This window comes from Pseudoleptotrichia sp., assembly GCF_057270515.1.
Genome location: NZ_DBHIXS010000003.1, coordinates 200,178 through 222,149, shown reverse-complemented (window position 1 = coordinate 222,149; position 21,972 = coordinate 200,178). Strand labels below are relative to the sequence as shown.

20 protein-coding genes and 1 tRNA gene are annotated in these 21,972 nt (G+C 29.3%); 20 read left to right on the top strand and 1 reads right to left on the bottom strand.

Annotation, left to right across the window (positions count from 1 at the left end):
* Nucleotides 1-23 precede the first annotated feature (23 nt).
* From ACO5J6_RS04090 to ACO5J6_RS04010, 17 genes are all read left to right on the top strand, one after another.
* Nucleotides 24-99: transfer RNA gene (locus tag ACO5J6_RS04090), tRNA-Thr, on the top strand.
* A gap of 98 nt (nt 100-197) precedes the next feature.
* On the top strand, nt 198-1,382 hold the full coding sequence (gene tuf / locus ACO5J6_RS04085; RefSeq protein ID WP_485642231.1) for an elongation factor Tu: 1,185 nt from the start codon (nt 198-200) through the stop codon (nt 1,380-1,382).
* A gap of 538 nt (nt 1,383-1,920) precedes the next feature.
* Nucleotides 1,921-3,021 (top strand): succinate dehydrogenase/fumarate reductase iron-sulfur subunit, encoded by a 1,101-nt coding sequence (locus ACO5J6_RS04080; RefSeq protein ID WP_485642229.1) that lies wholly within the window; start codon nt 1,921-1,923, stop codon nt 3,019-3,021.
* 492 nt (nt 3,022-3,513) lie between these two features.
* Nucleotides 3,514-4,314 carry a 30S ribosomal protein S2 gene (gene rpsB / locus ACO5J6_RS04075; protein ID WP_485642227.1) on the top strand — a complete coding sequence of 267 codons (801 nt, stop codon included), beginning with the start codon at nt 3,514-3,516 and terminating at the stop codon, nt 4,312-4,314.
* Between the two features lie 163 nt (nt 4,315-4,477).
* On the top strand, nt 4,478-5,134 hold the full coding sequence (locus tag ACO5J6_RS04070; protein ID WP_485642226.1) for a tetratricopeptide repeat protein: 657 nt from the start codon (nt 4,478-4,480) through the stop codon (nt 5,132-5,134).
* A gap of 44 nt (nt 5,135-5,178) precedes the next feature.
* Nucleotides 5,179-6,060 carry a translation elongation factor Ts gene (gene tsf, locus ACO5J6_RS04065; protein WP_485642225.1) on the top strand — a complete coding sequence of 294 codons (882 nt, stop codon included), beginning with the start codon at nt 5,179-5,181 and terminating at the stop codon, nt 6,058-6,060.
* Between the two features lie 47 nt (nt 6,061-6,107).
* Nucleotides 6,108-6,821, top strand: coding sequence for a UMP kinase (gene pyrH / locus ACO5J6_RS04060; protein WP_485642224.1), 714 nt, complete (start codon nt 6,108-6,110; stop codon nt 6,819-6,821).
* Nucleotides 6,822-6,946: 125 nt separating this feature from the next.
* Entirely contained in the window at nt 6,947-7,504 is a 558-nt protein-coding gene (frr, locus tag ACO5J6_RS04055; RefSeq protein WP_485642223.1) for a ribosome recycling factor, read from the top strand.
* 47 nt (nt 7,505-7,551) lie between these two features.
* A complete protein-coding gene (mreB, locus tag ACO5J6_RS04050) occupies nt 7,552-8,592 on the top strand; it encodes a rod shape-determining protein MreB (protein WP_485642222.1) in 1,041 nt (346 codons plus the stop codon).
* 373 nt (nt 8,593-8,965) lie between these two features.
* Complete coding sequence (locus tag ACO5J6_RS04045; protein WP_485642221.1) at nt 8,966-10,447, top strand: tetratricopeptide repeat protein; 1,482 nt, start codon at nt 8,966-8,968, stop codon at nt 10,445-10,447.
* A gap of 36 nt (nt 10,448-10,483) precedes the next feature.
* Nucleotides 10,484-11,116 carry a dephospho-CoA kinase gene (gene coaE / locus ACO5J6_RS04040; protein WP_485642220.1) on the top strand — a complete coding sequence of 211 codons (633 nt, stop codon included), beginning with the start codon at nt 10,484-10,486 and terminating at the stop codon, nt 11,114-11,116.
* A 225-nt stretch (nt 11,117-11,341) separates the two neighbouring features.
* On the top strand, nt 11,342-12,136 hold the full coding sequence (locus ACO5J6_RS04035) for an LCP family protein (protein ID WP_485642219.1): 795 nt from the start codon (nt 11,342-11,344) through the stop codon (nt 12,134-12,136).
* Nucleotides 12,137-12,288: 152 nt separating this feature from the next.
* A complete protein-coding gene (gene yihA / locus ACO5J6_RS04030) occupies nt 12,289-12,882 on the top strand; it encodes a ribosome biogenesis GTP-binding protein YihA/YsxC (RefSeq protein ID WP_485642218.1) in 594 nt (197 codons plus the stop codon).
* A 17-nt stretch (nt 12,883-12,899) separates the two neighbouring features.
* Entirely contained in the window at nt 12,900-13,484 is a 585-nt protein-coding gene (locus ACO5J6_RS04025; protein WP_485642217.1) for a LemA family protein, read from the top strand.
* 31 nt (nt 13,485-13,515) lie between these two features.
* Entirely contained in the window at nt 13,516-15,423 is a 1,908-nt protein-coding gene (locus ACO5J6_RS04020; protein WP_485642216.1) for a DUF2207 domain-containing protein, read from the top strand.
* A 409-nt stretch (nt 15,424-15,832) separates the two neighbouring features.
* Nucleotides 15,833-16,945, top strand: a complete 1,113-nt coding sequence (locus ACO5J6_RS04015) for a hypothetical protein (protein WP_485642215.1) — start codon at nt 15,833-15,835, stop codon at nt 16,943-16,945.
* Between the two features lie 2 nt (nt 16,946-16,947).
* Nucleotides 16,948-17,502, top strand: a complete 555-nt coding sequence (locus ACO5J6_RS04010) for a hypothetical protein (RefSeq protein ID WP_485642214.1) — start codon at nt 16,948-16,950, stop codon at nt 17,500-17,502.
* 404 nt (nt 17,503-17,906) lie between these two features.
* Here the strand turns inward: ACO5J6_RS04010 and ACO5J6_RS04005 are convergent, their stop codons facing one another.
* Nucleotides 17,907-18,437: an outer membrane beta-barrel protein gene (locus ACO5J6_RS04005; protein ID WP_485642213.1), complete on the bottom strand. Its 531-nt coding sequence runs from the start codon at nt 18,435-18,437 to the stop codon at nt 17,907-17,909.
* A 467-nt stretch (nt 18,438-18,904) separates the two neighbouring features.
* Here ACO5J6_RS04005 and ACO5J6_RS04000 point away from each other — a divergent pair, with 467 nt between their 5' ends.
* The 3 genes from ACO5J6_RS04000 to ACO5J6_RS03990 all read left to right on the top strand — a co-directional run bounded on the left by ACO5J6_RS04000 (nt 18,905) and on the right by ACO5J6_RS03990 (nt 21,957).
* Nucleotides 18,905-19,186 (top strand): cupin domain-containing protein, encoded by a 282-nt coding sequence (locus ACO5J6_RS04000; RefSeq protein ID WP_485642212.1) that lies wholly within the window; start codon nt 18,905-18,907, stop codon nt 19,184-19,186.
* A 419-nt stretch (nt 19,187-19,605) separates the two neighbouring features.
* Nucleotides 19,606-20,835 carry a nucleotidyltransferase family protein gene (locus ACO5J6_RS03995; RefSeq protein WP_485642211.1) on the top strand — a complete coding sequence of 410 codons (1,230 nt, stop codon included), beginning with the start codon at nt 19,606-19,608 and terminating at the stop codon, nt 20,833-20,835.
* Between the two features lie 33 nt (nt 20,836-20,868).
* Entirely contained in the window at nt 20,869-21,957 is a 1,089-nt protein-coding gene (locus ACO5J6_RS03990) for an alpha/beta hydrolase (protein WP_485642210.1), read from the top strand.
* The last annotated feature ends 15 nt before the right edge of the window (nt 21,958-21,972 follow it).

Here is a 21,972-nt window from a genome sequence, read left to right as displayed (position 1 = left end):
GTTTTTAATATAATAATTTTGTTGCCGCTTTAGCTCATCTGGTAGAGCAACTGACTTGTAATCAGTAGGTGGTTGGTTCGAGTCCGACAAGCGGCACCACTTTAAGAAAAGCAGCTAATTAAGTTGCATTTTTTTTATACATATGATATAATCAGTAAAAATAAAATTATAAATTTAATATATGGAGGAAAGAGATAATGGCAAAAGCTAAATTTGAGAGAAGTAAACCACACGTAAACATTGGAACGATAGGACACGTAGACCACGGTAAGACAACATTGACAGCAGCTATATCTAAAGTATTATCAGACAAAGGATTGGCTGAAAAAGTAGATTTTGAAAACATCGACCAGGCACCTGAAGAAAGAGAAAGAGGAATTACAATCAACACTGCACACATTGAGTATCAGACAGACAAAAGACACTATGCACACGTTGACTGTCCAGGCCATGCCGACTATGTAAAAAATATGATTACAGGGGCAGCACAAATGGACGGAGCTATACTTGTAGTATCAGCAGCTGACGGGCCTATGCCGCAAACAAGAGAACACATCCTTCTTGCAAGACAGGTTGGAGTTCCTTACATAGTAGTATTCCTGAACAAAGTTGATATGGTAGATGACGAAGAATTATTGGAACTGGTAGAAATGGAAGTAAGAGAATTACTTACAGAATACTCATTCCCAGGAGACGAAATACCTATAATAAAAGGTTCAGCATTAGGAGCATTGAACGGAGAAGGACAATGGGAAGATAAAATAATGGAACTTATGGAAGCGGTAGACAGCTACATACCAACACCTGAAAGACCGATTGACCAAGCATTCCTTATGCCTATAGAAGATGTATTCACAATAACAGGAAGAGGAACAGTAGTAACAGGAAGAGTAGAAAGAGGAGTAGTAAACGTAGGAGAAGAAGTAGAGATAGTTGGAATCAAGCCTACAGCAAAAACGACAGTAACAGGAGTAGAGATGTTCAGAAAATTACTGGATTCAGGACAGGCAGGAGATAACATAGGAGCATTGTTAAGAGGAACAAAGAAAGAAGAAGTGGAAAGAGGACAAGTATTGGCGAAACCGGGTTCAGTAAGTCCACATACATCATTCAAATCGGAAGTATATGTACTTACGAAAGATGAAGGAGGAAGACACACACCATTCTTTACAGGATACAAGCCTCAGTTCTATTTCAGAACGACAGATATTACAGGGGAAGTAAACTTACCGGAGGGAGTAGAAATGGTAATGCCGGGAGATAACATAGAGATGTCGGTAGAACTGATACACCCGATAGCAATGGAAGAAGGATTAAGATTTGCGATAAGAGAAGGTGGAAGAACGGTAGCTTCAGGAGTTGTTGCGACTATCGTTAAATAATATAATTTAGAATAAAAGAATAGTGTAGTTAAAAATAAATATCACAAATATGTGAATATCTATTTTCTGCACTATTTTTCGATTTAAGATTATTCTATTAAGTCATATTGATAAATTCAAGAGAGAACTTCCGGAAAGTTGTTTCTATTTCTTTTTGATTAGTTCTTTTAGAGTATTTTTTGCAAATTCAAAAAATATCAGAAATAAATAGAAATGAAAAAATAACAGAAATTATAAAAAATAATTTGATTGGAAAATATAAAATAAAAATTAAGTAAATTTCTAATGATATAAAATTTTAATTTTATAAGAAAATTAAAATATATATTATATATAATATTTTAAGATAGAGAAATTAGTTTCAATACGATAAAATATGCTGTTTAAAACATTAAATACATAACAGAATAGTAAAATAACAGTAGTAATATTTGAATAAAAGGCAAAAAAAACTTTACAAAAACTTTATATTATGTTAGAATACCAATAGGTTGTTAGAAAATAATAAATTTTAAAAAGATTATTAGGAGGAAAAGTTATGAAAAAATTGTTAGGATTATTAGCATTAACATTAGCTGTATCTGGTATAGCTTCTGCTGATCAGGATGTTCTGAAAAGTATAAAAGCTACTACAGAATTAAGACAAGGATGGACAGATAAAGATGGAGCAAAAGCTAATGAAATAGGAAATGCAGGATTCAAAAAAAGAAATAAAACAAGATTAAGATGGAGAAATGTTGTTTCAGGAGAACTTAACTTAGTAGATGAGTGGGGACTTGATGCAAAATTCAAAGTTCAAAATGATAAAGACAGATTCTATAAATATGCTACTAACGGTGAGAATTTAGATTCAGCTAGAAGAGAAGGAGGCTGGGAAACTAATTTAGAGTTTGGAAAAGCTTTGAATATAGGTTCGTTAGAAACAAGAACAGTTTTAGGATGGACTCATAAATCATCATATTCCGGTTCAAAACAAACTCACAAAGAAACTAATGGTCAATCAAACGAATTCTACTTCGGACCAACATTTGGAGTAAATGTACTTGGACAAAGTATATCTACTAAATTACAAGCTGTATACTTCAACAATAACGGTAAAAAAGATGCAGACTATGTTTATAAAGGAAATGCTTTCCAAAGAGGAAAAACTGAAGGTTGGGGGTTAAATTTTGACCTTGCTACTGAAGGGAAATTCTTCGAAAATGGAGCAGGTTCTTTAGGATACTATGTTGAATTAAATAACCATATGAGAGACGGAAAAGGTAAATTAGTAGCTACAGGTAAAGAAGCTAAGTCAAGTGTTTACTTAGATTACATTGTAGGAGCTACTTATACAACTCCTTCATTTGCAGGATTCTATGGACAACTTAATTTAGAAAATGAATGGGAAAGACATACAGCTGAATCAGGATATGTAAATAACTTCTCAGTATGGACAAACTTAGGATATAAAACATCATTTGATACTCCTGTTGGAGAAATATCAATTAATCCATTTATAAAATACAGACCATTACATAGAGAAACTGAACAAAACAAACATGGTGGAGTAAATCCTAATAAAGCTGATGATAAAAGACATACTACTGAAACAAACGAATTTAGAGCAGGTTTAGGTGTTGGATTAACAGTTAAATAGTTAATGTTAAATAACTAATCAAATAACATAAGAAAGAGAGATTAAGGTCTCTCTTTTTTTGTTTTAGAAAAAATGTTTCAGAACAAATTTTGATAATTAAATAAAGTAAGAATTTATAAAAATAAAGATATAAATAAAGATATATAAATACAGAAAAATATTAAATTAAATTAATAGTGAAGATATAAGTATAAAATCATAATAAAATGAGTTTAACAATATTAATATTGAAGAAGTTAAAAGAATGAAAAATTAAGTAAAAAATTGAAAACATAGTAGATTAAAAATGATATTTAAAAAATGATTATAGATTTAAAATTTAAGAATAAAGATAGAAAAAATAAGCGAAGTAATTGACAAGTACTATAAAAAGTGATAAAATAATCTGATTATAAATCACACTTTGTTATATTTAAAGATAGGGTGTTATCGATAGATAATCTGTCTTTCAAAGATAAGTGGGAGAAAAACCAAAATAAAATAGGAGGAAAAATGGCAGTAATCACAATGAAACAATTATTAGAAGTAGGAGCTCATTTTGGACATCAGGCAAAAAGATGGAATCCTAAAATGAAACCTTATATTTTCACAGAAAGAAACGGAATTCATATACTGGATTTACATCAAACATTGACGGCTACAGAAAAAGCTTATGAATTTGTAAGAGAAATTTCTGAAAATGGCGGAAAAGTATTATTCGTAGGGACTAAAAAACAAGCTCAAGACGCAATTAAGGAAGAAGCTGAAAGAGCCGGAGGATTTTACGTTAATAACAGATGGCTTGGAGGACTTTTAACTAACCTTAACACTATAAAAACAAGAGTAAAAAGACTGAAAGAGCTTGAAGAAATGGACTCTGACGGAACATTGGATACAGCATATACTAAAAAAGAAGCAGGATTGCTAAGAAAAGAAATGGCTAAGTTGTCTAAAAATATTGGTGGAATTAAAAATATGAATAAATTGCCTGCGGCATTATTCGTAGTAGATATCAAAAAAGAATTTTTAGCATTGGAAGAAGCTAAAAAATTGGGAATACCTGTAATAGCATTAATCGATACTAACGTGGATCCTGATTTGGTAACTTATAAAATACCTGCAAATGATGACGCTATAAGATCGGTTAAATTATTTGCACAAGTTATTGCAAATGCAGCAGTTGAAGGAAATGGTGGAGTAGAAGGCTTTGTTGATAGTGAAGAAAACTCTGAAGCTTCTGTAAATGAAGAATTTTCCGAAGAAATAACAGAAGAAATATTTGAAGAAACTAATGAAGAAAATACTGAAGCATAATAAAAAAAGTTGAAATAGTAATAAGGGGAATAGTATCATTCCCCTGTTCCTGTAAAAATAATAATTTTAAAAATATTAAAATTTTAGATTTATACTATTGATTTTCTGACGTATAAAATAAGTAAAGATATATAAAACAGATAAAAACGAGAGGAAAAAAATCATGAAAAAAATCTTTATTCAATTATTTTTATTAATGAGTTTAAGTATTTTTTCTAATCAGAAAGAAACTATAATAGAGCTTATGAAAAATTATTATATAGGAATAGGGCAGCTTATTCATGTGTATTCGAGAGAAAAAAAAGATTTTAAAGAAAAAATGACATCTTTTGCCGGAAAAAAAGATTATAAAAATTTAGTTTTATTAATGAAAAAATATATTGAAAAGTATCCGGATGATTCTTTTGCTTATGAACAGTTAGGATATTATTATGATTTTCAAGATAATTATGAAGAAGCAGAAAAATATTATTTAAAATCAATAGAATTAGGTAATGTTGATACCGGGATATATTCTCTATGTCTTTTATATTATGACCAAGGTAAAGAAAAAGAAGCAGAAAAATATATAAAAAAGATAAATCATATGACACATGAAAAACTCAAGGAAATCCGAGCTCATAAAACGCAAGCAATGTTAGGAAACCCTTATTCACTGTTTAGGTTAGCATTAGAATATAGTAATACAGGAAGATACAAATTAGCAGAAAAATATGCATTAGAAGCATTAAAAATAGCTGAAGAAGAGAAAAGTCCTCATGCAATCAGTGATATAAAAGATTTACTGAAAAAAATTAGAAATTCGAGGCCAATAATGTAAGTTTTTATAAGAAATTTAAAAATAGAATTAGGAGGAAAGTAACAATGGCAGTTACAACAGCATTAATTAAAGAATTGAGAGAAAGAACAGGAGCCGGAATGCTTGACTGTAAAAAAGCATTGGAAGAAAACGGTGGAGATATAGAAAAAGCAATCGACTGGTTAAGAGAAAAAGGGATAGCGAAAGCCGCTAAAAAATCAGGAAGAGTTGCTGCAGAAGGATTAGTATTTGGTGCAGTTTCATCTGACAGAAAAAAAGGAGTTATCCTTGAATTTAACTCTGAAACGGATTTTGTTGCTAAAAATGATGAATTTAAATCATTTGGAGAGAAATTAGTTCAGTTATCACTTGAGCATGACGTAACAAGTGAAGATGAATTAAAAGAATTACAATTGGAAGGTAAAAAAATAGATGATGTTCTGACAGAATTAATAGCTAAAATAGGGGAAAATATGAACATCAGAAGATTGAAATTAGTTAAAACTGACGGATTTGTAGAAACTTATATCCATTTAGGAGGGAAAATAGGAGTATTAGTAAATATGTCAGGAGAAGCTACATCTGAAAATATTGAAAAGGCTAAAGGAGTTGCTATGCATATAGCGGCTATGGATCCTAAATATTTGAATTCCGAACAGGTTACGACAGAAGACTTGGAAAGAGAAAAAGAAATTGCGAGACATCAACTGGAACAGGAAGGAAAACCTGCTAATATAGTAGAAAAAATATTGGAAGGAAAAATGAGAAAATTCTATGAAGAAAATTGTCTTGTAAATCAAAAATATGTAAGAGATGACAGTTTGACTATTGAAAAATTCGTTGCCCCTCTCTCAGTAATATCTTTTGACAGATTTAAAGTCGGAGAAGGAATAGAGAAAGATGAAACAGATTTTGCTGCTGAAGTTGCTGCAATGGCAGGAAATTAGAATAAAGGGGATTAAAATCCCCTTATTTTTTAGATTGGGAGGCTCTAATGCTTAAATATAAAAGGATATTATTGAAATTAAGTGGTGAAGCTCTTGCAGGGGATAAAGAATTCGGATTTTCCGATGAAGTTCTTGAAAGTTTTGCAAGGCAGATAAAAGAAGTACATGATAAAAGGGTTGAAGTTGCAATAGTTATTGGCGGTGGTAATATATTTAGGGGAGCTACGGGAACATCCAAAGGAGTGGACAGAGTAACAGGAGATACAATGGGAATGCTGGCTACTATTATGAACGGTCTGGCTCTTCAAAATGCTATAGAGCATTTTGACATACCGACAAGAGTGTTGACCTCCATTCAAATGCCGCAAGTAGCAGAACCTTTTATAAGAAGAAGGGCTATAAGACATCTGGAAAAAGGAAGAGTTGTAATATTTGCAGGAGGAACGGGAAACCCTTATTTTACTACTGATTCAAGCGGTGCATTGAGAGCGTTGGAAATAAATGCGGATATACTTGCCAAAGGTACAAAAGTAGACGGTATTTATGACAAGGACCCTATGAAACATAAAAATGCAGTAAAATATGATACGGTAACATATGATGAAGCCATTTCAAAAAATTTAGGAGTAATGGATACGGCTGCTCTTTCCTTGTGTAAGGAAAATAAAATGCCTATAATTGTATTCAATGCTTTGGATGAGGGAAATATATTGAAAATGGCTGAAGGGGAAAAAATAGGAACATTAGTTGTAAGTGAATAGAAAATTGATAAAAATCGAATTTTTAAAAAAAGCCATAATTTTAAAATAAAAAATGAAAATTCGAAAAAATAATGAAAATTTAGTTGTAACTCTTTAAAATAAAGTATATAATAAGGTGGTATAAAATGTTGGATAATATTTTGAAAGAAACAGAAGACAGAATGCAAAAAGCTTTAGAAAGTACAAAGGATAAATTTTCTCATGTGAGAGCAGGGAGAGCAAGTGTTTCTATGCTTGACGGAGTAAGTGTAGAAGCATATGGAGTAATGACACCTCTAAATCAGGTAGGAACTGTTTCAGCTCCTGAAGCAAGATTATTGACAATAGACCCGTGGGATAAATCTATAATTCCTGCGATAGAAAAAGTTATTTTACAGGCAAATCTGGGATTTAATCCTTCAAATGACGGAAAAATCATAAGACTTGTAGTTCCTGAACTAACGGAAGACCGTAGAAAAGAATACGTAAAATTAGTAAAAAAAGAAGCCGAAGAAGGTAAAGTTGCAATCAGAAATGTCAGAAAAGACGTAAATAATAAAATTAGAAAATTTGAAAAAGACGGTGAAATTACAGAAGATGAACTAAAATCGGGAGAAGAAAAAGTCCAGAAAATGACAGATAAGTTTATTGCTTCTATAGATGAAGTATTATCAAAAAAAGAAAAAGAATTGTTAAAAGTTTAAAAAATGTAAGATTAGTAAAGAAAACTTAAAAATAAAAGGAGTCAGCAATGTCCAAGTTTACAAGATTTATTAATTTTTTTAGGATGAAAAAAAGTATTGCAATTGATTTGGGAACATCAAATGTTTTAATTTATGACAAGCAGAAAAAGAGGATTGTACTTAATGAACCGTCTATTTTAGTAAAAGATAAAAAAACAGGAGAAATAGTAGCGATAGGAACCAAAGCAAAAAATATGTTAGGAAAAACATCGGAAAGTTTGGCTGTAATAAGACCTCTGAATGAGGGAGTTATTTCAGACATAGATGCTACAAGGGAAATGCTGAATATATTTGTAAAAAGTATATATGGAGGTTCTCCTTTCAAGCCTGAAATTATGATTTGTGTTCCTGCACAGGTTACAAGTATTGAAAGAAGAGCAATTTTTGATGCAGCGATAGGTGCCAAAAAGATATATCTTATAGAAGAGGGAAGAGCCGCAGTTTTAGGTTCAGGAGTAAATATTTCTTTGCCGGAGGGAAATACAGTCATTGATATTGGTGGAGGTTCTACTGACATTGCAATTCTTTCCCTTGATGAAATTATAGCAAGCAAATCAATAAGAGTTGCGGGAAATAATTTTGATAACGATATAATAAAATATGTGAAAAAGAAATTTGATTTGCTTATAGGAGATAAAACTGCAGAAAATCTAAAAAAAGAAATAGGAACTGCAATGCCTGTAGTTGGCGAAGAAAATATGACTGCCACTATAAAAGGAAGAGATTTATCTACAGGTGTACCTAAATTGATTGAGATCAATTCCAATCAGGTCAGAGAAGCTATTCAGGATTCAATAGATGAAATAGTAAATGCTTTGAAAGAAGTTTTAGAAAAATGTCCTCCTGAACTGTCAGCAGATATACTGAATAACGGAGTGGTTCTGACAGGTGGCGGCTCACTTTTGAGAAATTTTGATAAATTAATAGAAGAAAAAGTTCAAATCCCTATAAACAGGTCTTCAAATTCATTGGAGTCAGTTGTTATGGGTGGAGGACTTGCATTTGATAATAAAAAACTTATGAGAACTCTTGAAATGAGGGAAATATAATTAAATCAAATAAGTTAAAGAACTTTCTTAAAAATAGAAATAGCAAAGGATAAAGTATAAAAAGCTGTATTTATTTAGTAAATATAGTTTTTATTCTATGTTTTCTGTTTTTAAGAGAGTTTTTTTAATTAGTCACAATTATTGTAAGATATTTAAATTGAAAGATATAAATTTTTTTTATTTATAAAATAATTTTTGTAGAAATTTAAAAAGAAAAATGATACTATTAGTTGGAAAGAAAATAATCAATGTGGAAACAAATTTAAGGTAAAAAATATGAAATAAGTAAAAAAGAAATATAAAATAAGCAAAAAAATAAGTAAAAAGTGTAAAATAAAAATATAAATAAGACAAATATTATTTTGGAGGTTTTATGAAAAGAAAAATCATATTAGGAATAATAATTTTAGTAGCAGCGTTTAATTCTTTTTCGGAAGAATTATCATCCGAAGAGCTTTTTAATACAGGATTGAAATACCATACTCAAAAAAATTATAAGGAAGCTGAAAAATATTACAAACAATCCTTTTTAAAAAAAGCTGACGGAGATACAGCGTATAATCTTGGAGTTTTATATGATACGTTGAATGATACTAAACAGGCTGAAAAATATTATAAGGAAGCTGTAAGATTAGGACAGTCAAAAGCGTATTATAAACTTGGATATTTGTATTCAAAAAATAAAAATAAAAATCTCGCAATAGAAAATTATAAACAGTCTATAGAAAAAACTAAAAATGTGGACGCAATGTATAATTTAGGACTGATATACGAGGAAATGAAACAGAAAAATGAGGCTATAAAATATTTTCAAATGGCAGTAGACAGAGGAGATAAAGACTCTTATGACAATTTGGGCAGCCTGTATATGGAAACGGGAAATCTTGTCTTAGCTGAAAAAAATTATAAAATAGCAGCGGATAAGTATGACAATCCTGAAGCTGCTTATAACTTAGGAGTGTTATACGAGAAAAAAAATGATAACAGAAATGCTATAAAATATTTCGAAAAGGCATTGTCCAAAGGAGTAAAAGGAGGATATTACAGGATAGGACTTTTATATGATGAACTGAAAGACACTAAAAAAGCTGAAGAATATTATAAACTTGCAGTAGACAGGGAGAAAGACGATACGGCTGCCTATAATTTAGCTGTACTTTATGAGAAATCGGGAAAATTGAAAGAAGCTGAAAAATATTTCCTGAGTGCGTATAATAAAAATAAAACAGGAAAAGCCGCATTGAATTTAGGAACAATTTATGAGAAAATGAAAAATTATAATTCAGCTGAAAAATATTATAAAGAAGCTATGAATTCGGGTGAAAAACAGAAAGCGGCTTATAATCTGATTTATCTGTATCAGGCTCAAGGTCAGGGCGAAAAAGCGGCAGATATATTGAAAAGTATGGAGGGAGTAACTAATGACCCTGAACTGCTTTATAACATTGCTCTTTCGTATGATATGGCTAATAATAAGACAGAAGCTGAAAAATATTATTTGAAAGCTATAGAAAAAGGCAAATTGACTAAAGCTATGAATAACCTTGCGATACTTTATTATGAACAGAAAAAACTTCAGGAAGCATTGAAATATTATAAAACTTTAGTTGATAATTATGGAATGAATGAAAATGCTTATAATACAGGATTGATTTATTCTCAATTGAAGCAGCCTAAAGAAGCTATAAAATATTTTGAGATAGCTTTGAATAAAGCGGGAAATAAAAATGCCCTCTATAATCTGGGTGTTTCTTATTATGATTTGGGAGATAAGGAAACAGCGAAAAAGTATTTAAAACAGGCAGCGTTGAATGGAGATAAAGATGCTAAACTAATGCTGGACGGAATGGAGTAAAAATATATAAAAAATAAAAAAATAGAGGCAGAAATTATGATAATAGGATTGACAGGAGGAATAGGTACTGGAAAAAGTACCGTAGCCCAAATATTCAGGGAAAAGGGAATTCCTGTTGTAGATACGGATATAATTTCAAGAGAAGTTATTAATTATCCCGAAGTGATAAACAGACTGGTTGAAGAATTTGGAAAAGAGATACTGGAAGAGGAAGCGGAAAGACAAGAAAAAAGTAAGGAAAGGAAAATTTCAAGAAATAAATTAGGACAAATAGTATTCAAAGATGAAAAAAAGGTGAGTATATTAAACTCTATAATGCATCCTTTAATTTTAAAAAAAATGAAGGAAGAAACCGAAAGTTTAAAAAAAGATAATAAAATAGTAGTAGTAGACGTTCCTCTGTTATTTGAAATTAGTCTGGAAAAAGAGTTTGATATTGTACTGTTAGTATATGCAAACAGAAAAACACAAATAAAAAGAATTATAAAAAGGGATAACAGGACTGAGAAAGAAGCTGTCAATATTATAAATTCGCAGATAGATATAGAGAAAAAAAAGGAAAAAAGTGATTACATAATAAGTAATAACAGAAATCTGAAAAGGCTAAGAAGAAAAGTTGAAAAATTTTTAGAGAGCTTGAAGAATAATTCAGGTTCTAATAAAAGTTAAAAAATTATATAGTTTAAAATTTTTTAAAATATTTTAAAGTTTTTCAGAACCAAGAGGCTTGGGATTAAAAGATGATATAATGTTATAAAAAATTATAAAAAATAAAAATCTTTTATAATGAAATTTTATAGAAAAATAAGTCGGAATAATTTAAAGAAATTTAGATATGAAATATAAGAAGTATATACAAAAGTGTATAAAAAGAAGTCAAAAGAGGTGCTAAAGATGAAATCGATAAGAAATTTAATTTTATTACTGTTAGTCGCATTTGTAGGGTGGTTAAGTATACCTTTCAATGTTCTGATTTTGGGAAGTGATGCCAGACCTAATCAGCCTATAAAAGGTTCAAGAAGTGATGGGATAATAGTGCTGAAAGTAACACCGCTCCTTGCCAAAATTCAAATGGTGTCTGTTCCGAGAGATACTTATACGGACGTTCCCTGTGAAAAAGGCGGAAAAGTTGATAAAATAAATCACTCTTTTGCTTTTGGAGGAAGCAAATGTACTATAAAGGCAGTGGAAGAATTATTAAATACTAAAATAAACTACAGTGTGGTATTCAGATTTGATGATGTTATAACTCTGACTGATATAATCGGAGGGGTGGATATAGTTTCAAATCATTCTTTTACGCAAGATCATGAAACGTTTAAAGAAGGACAGGCATATAATATCAAAGGACCGAGAGCTTTGGCATATACAAGACATAGAAAAACTGACAGTGCTTTTAAAAGAGATGAAAGACAGAGACAAGTTATACAAAGCATAGCTAAAAAACTTATTTCACCCGCAGGTTGGCAATACATTCCGGGGGTATATTCATATATGCAGGAAAAAATGGAAGTATCTTTCAATCCTTTAAAAGCAATAGCGGCATTACCCGCTGTACTTATAAATAAGTCAAATATTGAACAGCATGAAATAAAAGGCGACGGTAAAATGATAAATGGAGTATGGTATTTTATTCCTGATCAGAATTCTTTGGAAGAAGCCAGAAGAGATTTTAAAATAAATTTTTAATAAAAATAATGAAAAAATAGTAAAGTGAAAATAACAAAATAAAAATGATAAAATTAAGAAAATAGTAAAGCAAAAAAATAAAGAAAAAATAATAAAGCAGGATAATAGGGCAGAAATAATATATGGAGATAATAAAGTAAAAGGAGAAAATTTTGGAAATAAAAAAATCGGAATTTATAAAATCGGCAGTTCATGAAAAAGATTATCCCGAAAAAAGAGGAATAGAGTTTTCTTTTATCGGAAGGTCAAATGTCGGTAAATCTTCTCTTATAAATTCTCTTACTAACAGGAGGAATTTGGCGAGAACGAGTAAAACGCCGGGAAGGACGCAGCTTATAAATTATTTTTTGATAGATAATGAGATATATTTTGTGGATTTGCCGGGATACGGTTTTGCCAAAGTACCTGAAGCTGTAAAAAGGAGCTGGGGAAATACGATAGAAACCTATCTGAAGTCTGATAGGGAAAAAGTAGTGTTTTTATTACTGGATTTAAGAAGAATTCCTTCAAATGAAGATATGGAAATGTTGAGGTGGCTTGAACATTATAATATAGAATATTATATTATTTTTACAAAATCGGATAAACTGTCCAATAATGAGAAAGCCAAACAGCTGAAAGAGATAAGAAAAAAGTTGGAATTCAGTAATGATGATGTATTTTTCAGTTCGGCACTAAAAAATACAGGAAAAGATGAATTACTTGAATTTATATATAAAAAAATAAAAGAAAATAATAAAAAATAAACAGAGGAGTGATTATAATGTTTATATGGATTTTAGCAACAGTGTTTATATGGATTTTAGCAATAGTAGCAGTTTTGGTTTTAATAGGAGTAGGAGTTTATAATAAATATATCAGATTGAAAAATCTGAATGAAGAAGGTTGGAGTGGAATAGAAGTTTATCTCCAGAAAAGACTGGATTTAATACCTAATCTTGTAAATACTGTAAAGGGATATGCTACACACGAAAAAGAAACTTTGGAAAATGTAGTAAAATTAAGAAGCCAAATGATGTCTATAGATACAAAGGATATTGATAATATTGAAAAAATTCAGAAAATAGAAAATGAAATGACAAAAACATTGAGATCAATAATGATGTTGCAGGAAAACTATCCTGATTTGAAAGCAAATGAGAATTTTTTAAGTTTACAGTCCCAATTATCGCAAATAGAAACTGAAATTCAGAGTTCGAGAAAATATTATAACGGAACGGCAAGGGATAGAAATACTTTTGTAGAAACATTTCCAAATAATATATTAGGAGGATTTTTAGGGTTTAAGAAAGCTGAATTCTTTAATGCTGCCGAAGGAGCTGAAAAAGCACCTGAAGTTAAATTTTAAATTGAAATAAATCCCATTAAGGAGAGCAGCTATGCAATTTATAAAATTTTTAGAAAATAAAAAAATAAAAAATAGTCTTATAATACTGCTTTTATCAGTAGGTATTTTCTTTTTAAATGCAAAGACATTAATTGCCGAGTCAATAAAAAATTATAATGTTACAATACAGATAAATAAAAACGGTACATTGACTGTGAATGAAATAATAGATTATGACTTTGATGTGTTAAAACACGGGATTTATAGAGATATACCCCTAAAATCACAAAAAGACGGTGTAGATGTTTATAAATCACGGATAAAAATGCACTCGATAAAAAGAAACGGAGAACCTGAAAAATATGAAACTGAACGGTTAGCAGGAGGAATATCCTATAGGGTAGGTTCGGCAGACAGATATGTAGATGTGGGTATAAACAGATATGAATTTAATTATACTATCTATAATTCCGTATTTGAAAAAGACGGGATTTATCAGATATATTTTAATCCCATAGGACAGTTTTGGGGAGTGCCTATTGAAAAAGCAAATGTAGATATAAAATTTGCAGATGCAAAGTCTATAGAAAAAAATGAAATACAGAAACTGGAAGTTTATACAGGAAGCTTTGGAAAAAATGAGGAGAATTATAATATAATTCAGGATAGCGGCATTATAAAAATTGAAACTAAAGAAGTTCTGGGACCTTATAACGGAATGACTTTTCTTCTAAATTTAAAGACGGATAAAATAAGTCCGACGTTTATAGATAAATTGATAACTCTTTACTATGCTGAACCCTTGATAATAATAGGAACTTTAATAATTCTTGTTTTAGCCGTATACGGATTTATTACATGGTATCTGTTTGGAAAAGATCCGTCCCAAAAAGCTGTTATTCCCGAATTCAACCCTCCGAAAGATATTTCTCCTATGTATGCCGCATATATTAATAAGGAGAGAGAGCCTAAAGAATTATTGATAGTAGGAATGTTATCTTTATTATCAAAAGGATATGTTGAAGCAGAGGATGAAGAGGGAAACGGCAAAAATGTAAAATATACTTTAATAAAAAGCATAGCGGAGCCGAATTTGCCTCGTGAAGAATTAAAACTTTTAAATGCCCTCTCGGATGACAAGGAAAATATATTTAAAGACGGAAAAAGACTTTATTTAGCTGCACAGGAAATAATATCATTGCTTGAAAGCAGATATGGAGATAAAATTTATAAGGAAAACAATGCTTTCAAATTTCCGTTTACTTTAGGTATAATAACATCTTTTATAATTTCAATGGGAGGTCTTGAAATAGGTTTGGTTATTATATTTATATTAAATACTATTTGTTCGATTATAAGCTCTATTATAAGAAAAATTTTTAAGATCAGCAGTATGTCTATGACCGTCGTTATTGGAATAATAGTCATAATTGCTTCAACTATATTCGGTATTATAAATTTTATAGTTGTAACAATAATAGTTTCAATGTTTCTCTTTTACTCCAAGGTCATAGGAAAATATACGAACGAAGGAATAAGACAAAAAGAATATTTGGACGGAATGAAAATGTACATAAAAACTGCCGAAGCAAATCAGATTATGAAATTTAATGATGTGGATGAGCTGGTCGCATATTTTAAATCTATTTTGCCTTATGCGGTAGCTTTGGGAGTAAAAAATGAAGCAGTAAAATTAATAAAAAATACGATAAAATTATATAACTTTGATGAAAGTACATATTCCAACATAAATAGAAGAATATACTATAGTTCGTATAATGATTTCTATTTATCTAATATGATTTCAAGAGAATATAATGAAGCGCAAAATAAGATTATACGGGAAAGAAATGAAAGTTCAAGAAGCTCTGACAATACTTTCTTTGGTGGCGGCGGTTTCTCAAGTGGAGGCGGCTTTTCCGGAGGAGGTTCCGGCGGCGGAGGCGGAGGAAGCTGGTAGTTTACTATCAGCTTTTTTTATTATTGACTTTAGTCAGTTGAGTACGCAAAGCATGCGAAACATAAAACCAATTACTATACAAGTGCGGAAATGTAAGTTTGAAACAAAGTACATCTTTCGTTATAATAAAGTTATTCAAAATGCTATTAATAAAAGGAAGATATTTACATGACTGTTATGTTTTATAAATTGTTGTAATTATTATGAATTGGCATAAATTGATACAAATTAATACAAATTAATATAAATAAATTTATAATATAAATAGTTTTATTTTTATAAGATATAAAATAATAAATTTATTTTAAAATTTGACAGAATATGCTTTTTTATAGTAAAATAAGAATATATAAATAATTCATAAATTTTTTTTAAAGATACTAAAAATTGTATGAAAAAGGAGAAAGTTATGTCTAAATCAAAGGGAAAAAATAAAGTGTTATCTAAAAAAGAGAAGCATGACAGTTTAGATAACATTGATAGAACTATGGAAGATTTAATGGGACTTCATAGAGAAAAGAAAACTATTCCAAAATTAGCGATAGAAGCTAAAAAAATAATAAAACATAAAATAACAAGGTCAGAATCAGAACCTGAAAATACATTATTACAAAATTGCAGTTCAGTAATTAAAGAAAATCCTCTAAAAACACTTGATTTTAGAAAACTTAAAGTATGTAAAACTGACAAAAAAGAAAGTAGAATAATGGGAAAAGTAGTAAAAGAAGGTAAAGAATTATTTAAGAATGTTGTTGCAAAGCCTGTATTATTTTTTGGAAAAACTTTAGGAGAATTGTATAAAGGAAACTTGGAAAATAAAGATAAACTAATGGCAGAAGATATAAAAAAATGGAAAAATGCCAAAACTTTAGAAGAAAAGGAAAGACATTTGAAAAATGCTTCCGGAAAAGTATTTACCGGATTTAAAAGTGTATATTTAGGACTTTATATAGCAAATAATGAAGTGAGAAATTTCTATCTGGAAAGAAATGAGAAAGCTCAAAAACATAAAGATGCAGTATTGTATTTAGAAAAGTTTTCTGAAGAATACAAAAGGATAATGAATTTAACGGCTGTAAAAGCAGGAATCTCTGAAAGATTAAGGAAAATTGGCGAAGAAATGGAAATAAAAGCTAAAAAAATGAAAGAGGGAGAAAGTATTCCAATTAGATATGAAGAATTAAATTATCCTATTAATTTAGAAGCTGCGGGAGGTTTTGAATGGGGAAATACAAAAATAAGATTTAAGGATATTAAAGGTACACTTGAAAAGAAAAATGGAGAATATATAGTAAATCTTGATTTTACTCCTTATTTGCAGGACGGTTTTGATGATGTTGTGGATTTAGCTAATGCAGATAATAAAGATACTGAATTGAAAAACGGAAGACCCTTTGATATGATGACAAAAGGAACTCCAAAAAATGTAAAATTTAAAGTAAAAAATATATCAGAAATATCTGAAAAAATGAGAAGAGGCTATTCAAATGTAGTTAGAAATAAAAATGGAGGAACAAGATAATTTTGGAAAGGACCGATAAAATGAAAAAAGTGTTGAACTTCAAAAAAATATTATTTCATCTACTTTTAGGAGGAATATTAATATATTTTCTATATACATTGACAGGGAATTACACATATATTTTTAAAATAGATAATGAACGATACATTTTCCAAGTAACAGGAGAAAGAAATTATGGAGATGAAACAACACCCGAAGATTTCTTCTATAATAAAAAAGGACAATATACTAAACCCATAAAAAGTTGCGGAAAATTTCTTTTGGCGGGATATGATGAAAATAAAGAATATTTTTATGGATTTGAGTATGATAGAGAAATGGAATATAAAAATGAAAATGAAAGTAAAAAAACTGACAATCCCGAATATTCAAAAAAACAATGTGCGGGGTATTTTGTTTTAGATTTAAAGACAGGGGAATATCTGACAGGATTATCTCAGGATGGACAGAATATAATACTTTCAGATAAAGGAATAAAAAATGATATGCTTACGGTAGAGCAATTTTTATATAAATATGGGGAAGTGGTACGTAATTATTCAGGGATAGAGTATTAAATATTATTGAATAAAATTAAAAATATAGTTATAAATATCAAATATAAACGTAAAAAATCTTTTTATAATTTTCAGGAAAAATACTTAGATATAATTAAAAATAATTTTGGAAAGGGCTCATAGTAAGATGAATAAGGCATTGGAACCTAAAAGGTTATTATTTCATTTAATATTGGGGATAATAATGATATTTATATTATACAGATGTTCGGGAGATTATACGGATGTTTTTGAAGCGGGTGATGAACACTATATTTTAATTGGAAAACTATGTATTAAATATGTACTGAAAAGAATACATTTAAAAAACCGGAGATTTCTCTCCGGAGTTTATAGTTAATATTCAGTTGTATTTTTTATTAGTTTAAATTGGAGACTATTTTTATTTTATTAATAACATTTTATTAATAACCTAAATTAAAATCATAACCTACACCAAGAGCCACTCTTCTATAATCAGCTTTGTAGTCTTTTGACCCTACAGTATATTTTCCTTTATTTTCTTTATACATAACATCAACGTTAAGGTTATTGAATTTTATTCCGCCGCCTACACCATAATAAAGTCCGTCTTTAGCATCATCAGTGTTTATGGAATATCCTAAATCTCCTTTTACATATGGTTTTATAGTTGAATTTGTATCAAAGCTGTATTTTGCAGTAACGTATATCGGAACAGAATTATAAAGTTTTCCTTTTTCCTGTTTTAATTTACTGTGAAACTGATAAGCCGAACCTGCTCCCAGCTCAAGTCCCGGTATAACTTCGTATCTGTATTCAGCTCCTACTTCTCCGGCATTGCCTTTAGCCTTTCTTGAAGAATTTTTGAAATAATATTTTCCGCCCATATCCCAAGCACCTTTAATCTCAATTTTACTGTTTGCGAAAGAAGCAGCTCCAAGCACTAAAAATAGTCCTAATAATGTTTTTTTCATTTTTTCCGCCTTTCTTTGTCTTAACGAACAAATCTTAATTAATTTCATAAATATATGATAAATACAGGATACTCCCTGTTTTTATCTATGGCAAGTTTACACTGGACAGCTTATAAGCCGGTTAGAAAAAAATATACAAATACTTTTTATTTAAGTATAAAAAAATGAGATGAATAGCAATATAGTAAATTTATATTAAATGTTTTAAATATAAAAAGTATATGTCTATATATGATTTTAGGCTGAATAATCAGAATGAAAAAAATTAAATTTGTAAATTAAATTGTCAGATATTTCAAAAAAAATTAGTATGAACTTAATCAAAAAAGCAAAAAAATTATATTATTGCAAATAAGCTGATAGAATTGTATAATATAAACATAGAAAAATATTGTTTGAAATATTGTTTCAAGTAATATAGTATAATAATATTTTTCTAAAATAAAAAAAATTAAGAGGTGATATAAATGGTTGGAACAGTAAAAACCGAAGCAGGACTTATTTTTAGCGGAAACAATTTTAAGGTGGTAAAGAAGATTTTAAAGGCAGGAGAGTTAATTCCTTCTCATAATCATGCGGAAGATGATATAATTTTTTCAGTTTTGAAAGGAAAAATGGAAATATTTTTGAATGATACTGAAAAATATGCTCTTGTGCCGGGAGATATATTGAATTTTGATGGTGCTAATTTTGTAAAAGGGACTGCTTTGGAAGATACGGAATTTAATGTAACTCTTGTTAAAAAATAGTCTTTTATATGTAAAATTTGTATGTAAAAAAGGAAACTCAAAAAATATGAAGTTGACAAATTAAGGCTTTTAATGTAGAATAAAAAAAACAAAAGATTCTGTTCGTAAGGTGTGCGATCAGGGTAATCAAAAAAGTATCTGTTGAGAAGATAAAGACGACCTTGCTGCTGCGAGGTCTTTTAAGTTAAAGACGATATAATAAGGGGAAATATGAAATTCGAATTTTTGCTGAATAATTTTTGATTGTTATTTTACTCATTATTAAAAATTATTCTGGAATAAATTGAAAATTAAAAAATCAGTATTTATATGGATAGTATATATAAAAAGTATATATATAAAAAATTTAATAACAGAAATATCAAAAGAAAACTTCAAGATAGTGTATATATAAAAAATAAAAAATAAAAAGGGAAAAAATGAAAATAGGAATTGTAGCTGAATATAATCCGTTTCATAATGGACATTTATATCAAATAAATAAAATAAAGGAAATTTTTGGGGAAGACACGTTTATAGTTGCAGTTGTAAGTGGGGATTTTGTTCAGAGAGGTGAAATGTCTTTTCTAAATAAATGGGAGAAAACAGAAGCTGCACTTGAAAACGGAATAGATTTGGTAGTTGAGCTGCCTTTATATTACTCGGTTCAGAATGCCGAAATTTTTTCTAAAATGTCAACTAAGATTTTAGATTATCTTGATATGGATATCCAAGTTTTCGGTGCCGAAGAAGAAAATATCGAAAAGCTCGAAAAAATAACAGAAATTCAAGTGAAAAAAGACTATAAAGAAAAAATGATGAATTATATAAAAAAAGGGAACAGTTACAGTACGTCTCAGAAACTCACCTTAGCGGAATATGGATTTGAAGATATTGTAAAATCAAATAATATATTGGGGCTTGAATATATAAGGGCTATAAAAAATGAAAAATTGAAAATAAGACCCTATATTATAAAAAGGGAGATTGCCGGATACAATGAACTCGAAATGAATAAAGATAAAAATTCTAATATAGCAAGTGCTTCGTTTATAAGAAATGAACTGGAAAAAAATAAAAATATAAATTTCGAGGAAATAAAAAGGTTTGTTACAGAGAGTACATATAAAATAATAGAAAAAAAGCTAAAAGAAAGAAAAGAAAAAAAAATTAACGGACAGTTTTTAAAAAGTGAGATTTTTAAATTTCTGAAATATAAATTTTTAACGTATTCAAAGAAAGAAATAATAAAAATATATGATATGACAGAGGAAATTTATGTTAGAATATACAATAGACTAAAAGAATCTTCAAATTACAATGAATTCATAAAAAATATCAAATCAAGAAATTTTTCAATAAAAAGAATAGAGAGAATTATAATAAATATTATTTTAAATATAACCAAAATATCTTTAGATTTTAAAGTCGATTATGTAAGAGTTTTAGGCTTTAACAATAAAGGACAGAGATATTTAAAAAAAATAAAAAAAGAAAATAAGAATAACCAGGAAAATCAGAAGAAAATTTTTGTAAACTGGAAAGATATAGATAAGAATGAAAAAATAAACAGGGAAAAAATATTTGTTGAAAAAAACGGATTTTTATTAAAAGAGTTACTTCTGGGTGAAAAAGAAAGATTAAATCCTGTAATTAAAGTAACTGAATAAATATAAAACTGTTCAAGTATAAAAGGAGGAAATGTGGGAATATTAATAGCTGTCAATGTATTATTTATGATATTTTTCTTTGCAGTGGCTTATATATCAATAAGATATTTTTTAAATCAGATAGAAAAATATCCGAGAGTAACGTTGGATGAGGTTTATAATAACAAAAAATTGAGACAGAAATACAGCATTGAAGAAAAAGTAAATCCTATGGATTACGGTTTCAGTTATAAGGAAGTGTCTTATAAGTCAGGCAAAATACAGCTATACGGTTGGCTCATAGACAATAAAAAAAATGACAGGGTAATCATAATCTCCCATGGAAGAGGAGTAAACAGACTGGCTGTATTGCAATATCTGCAAATATTTAAAGATACAGGGCTTGAAAATGAATACAGTTTTTTTATACCTGATTTGAGAAACTCGGGAAAGTCTGACGAAGCAAAAACTAAAATGGGTTACTGTTTCGGGCAGGATATTTATCATACTATGGAAATGCTGCACGATAAATACGGGAAAAATAACTTTATTCTTTACGGATTTTCTCAAGGAGGAATGGGTTCCGCTATAGCTGCCAAGATGTTTAGTAATGAGCTTAGAAAAAAAGGGATAAAAGTCGAAAAAATAATACTCGACAGTTCTATTTCCAATGTTAGAAAAAGAGTTAAACAGGATGCTGCCAAAAGGAGAGTACCAAAGTTTATTGTCAGTGTAGTAACGAGAGTATTCAATTTAAGAGTAGGAAACAAGCTTGATAAACTAAAGCTTTCCTATTTATTGAGAAGAATACCGACTCTCATTATTCAGACGAAAAGCGATAAAGCTACTACTTACGGTATGCTTATGGAAGAATATAATGATATAGCCCAATATAAAAATATATATCTAAGAGTATTTGAAAAAGGCTCACATACAAGGGTTTATCCTGAATATAAGGAAGAGTATACGGAGGCTGTAGGCAAATTCCTTAAAGGGGAACTCGATGAAAACAGTTTTATTGTGAATAATGATGAAAATATTGAAAAAATCGAACAAACTAAAACTGATAGAGGAAGTCTGAATAAAAATGAAGAAAAAGAAACAGGAGATTATGAAAATTTTTCAGATTTTGACTATGAGTAGTGAAAAAAATTAAAA

Bases quoted from the DNA above. Each gene is read 5' to 3' on its own strand.
- ACO5J6_RS04070 (WP_485642226.1), top strand. From the start codon at position 4,478: ATGAAAAAAATCTTTATTCAATTATTTTTATTAATGAGTTTAAGTATT.
- ACO5J6_RS04080 (WP_485642229.1), top strand. From the start codon at position 1,921: ATGAAAAAATTGTTAGGATTATTAGCATTAACATTAGCTGTATCTGGT.
- ACO5J6_RS04020 (WP_485642216.1), top strand. From the start codon at position 13,516: ATGCAATTTATAAAATTTTTAGAAAATAAAAAAATAAAAAATAGTCTT.
- frr (WP_485642223.1), top strand. From the start codon at position 6,947: ATGTTGGATAATATTTTGAAAGAAACAGAAGACAGAATGCAAAAAGCT.
- tsf (WP_485642225.1), top strand. From the start codon at position 5,179: ATGGCAGTTACAACAGCATTAATTAAAGAATTGAGAGAAAGAACAGGA.
- coaE (WP_485642220.1), top strand. From the start codon at position 10,484: ATGATAATAGGATTGACAGGAGGAATAGGTACTGGAAAAAGTACCGTA.
- mreB (WP_485642222.1), top strand. From the start codon at position 7,552: ATGTCCAAGTTTACAAGATTTATTAATTTTTTTAGGATGAAAAAAAGT.
- ACO5J6_RS04000 (WP_485642212.1), top strand. From the start codon at position 18,905: ATGGTTGGAACAGTAAAAACCGAAGCAGGACTTATTTTTAGCGGAAAC.
- pyrH (WP_485642224.1), top strand. From the start codon at position 6,108: ATGCTTAAATATAAAAGGATATTATTGAAATTAAGTGGTGAAGCTCTT.
- ACO5J6_RS04045 (WP_485642221.1), top strand. From the start codon at position 8,966: ATGAAAAGAAAAATCATATTAGGAATAATAATTTTAGTAGCAGCGTTT.
- ACO5J6_RS04035 (WP_485642219.1), top strand. From the start codon at position 11,342: ATGAAATCGATAAGAAATTTAATTTTATTACTGTTAGTCGCATTTGTA.
- ACO5J6_RS04015 (WP_485642215.1), top strand. From the start codon at position 15,833: ATGTCTAAATCAAAGGGAAAAAATAAAGTGTTATCTAAAAAAGAGAAG.
- rpsB (WP_485642227.1), top strand. From the start codon at position 3,514: ATGGCAGTAATCACAATGAAACAATTATTAGAAGTAGGAGCTCATTTT.
- ACO5J6_RS03995 (WP_485642211.1), top strand. From the start codon at position 19,606: ATGAAAATAGGAATTGTAGCTGAATATAATCCGTTTCATAATGGACAT.
- ACO5J6_RS04025 (WP_485642217.1), top strand. From the start codon at position 12,900: ATGTTTATATGGATTTTAGCAACAGTGTTTATATGGATTTTAGCAATA.
- tuf (WP_485642231.1), top strand. From the start codon at position 198: ATGGCAAAAGCTAAATTTGAGAGAAGTAAACCACACGTAAACATTGGA.
- ACO5J6_RS04005 (WP_485642213.1), bottom strand. From the start codon at position 18,437: ATGAAAAAAACATTATTAGGACTATTTTTAGTGCTTGGAGCTGCTTCT.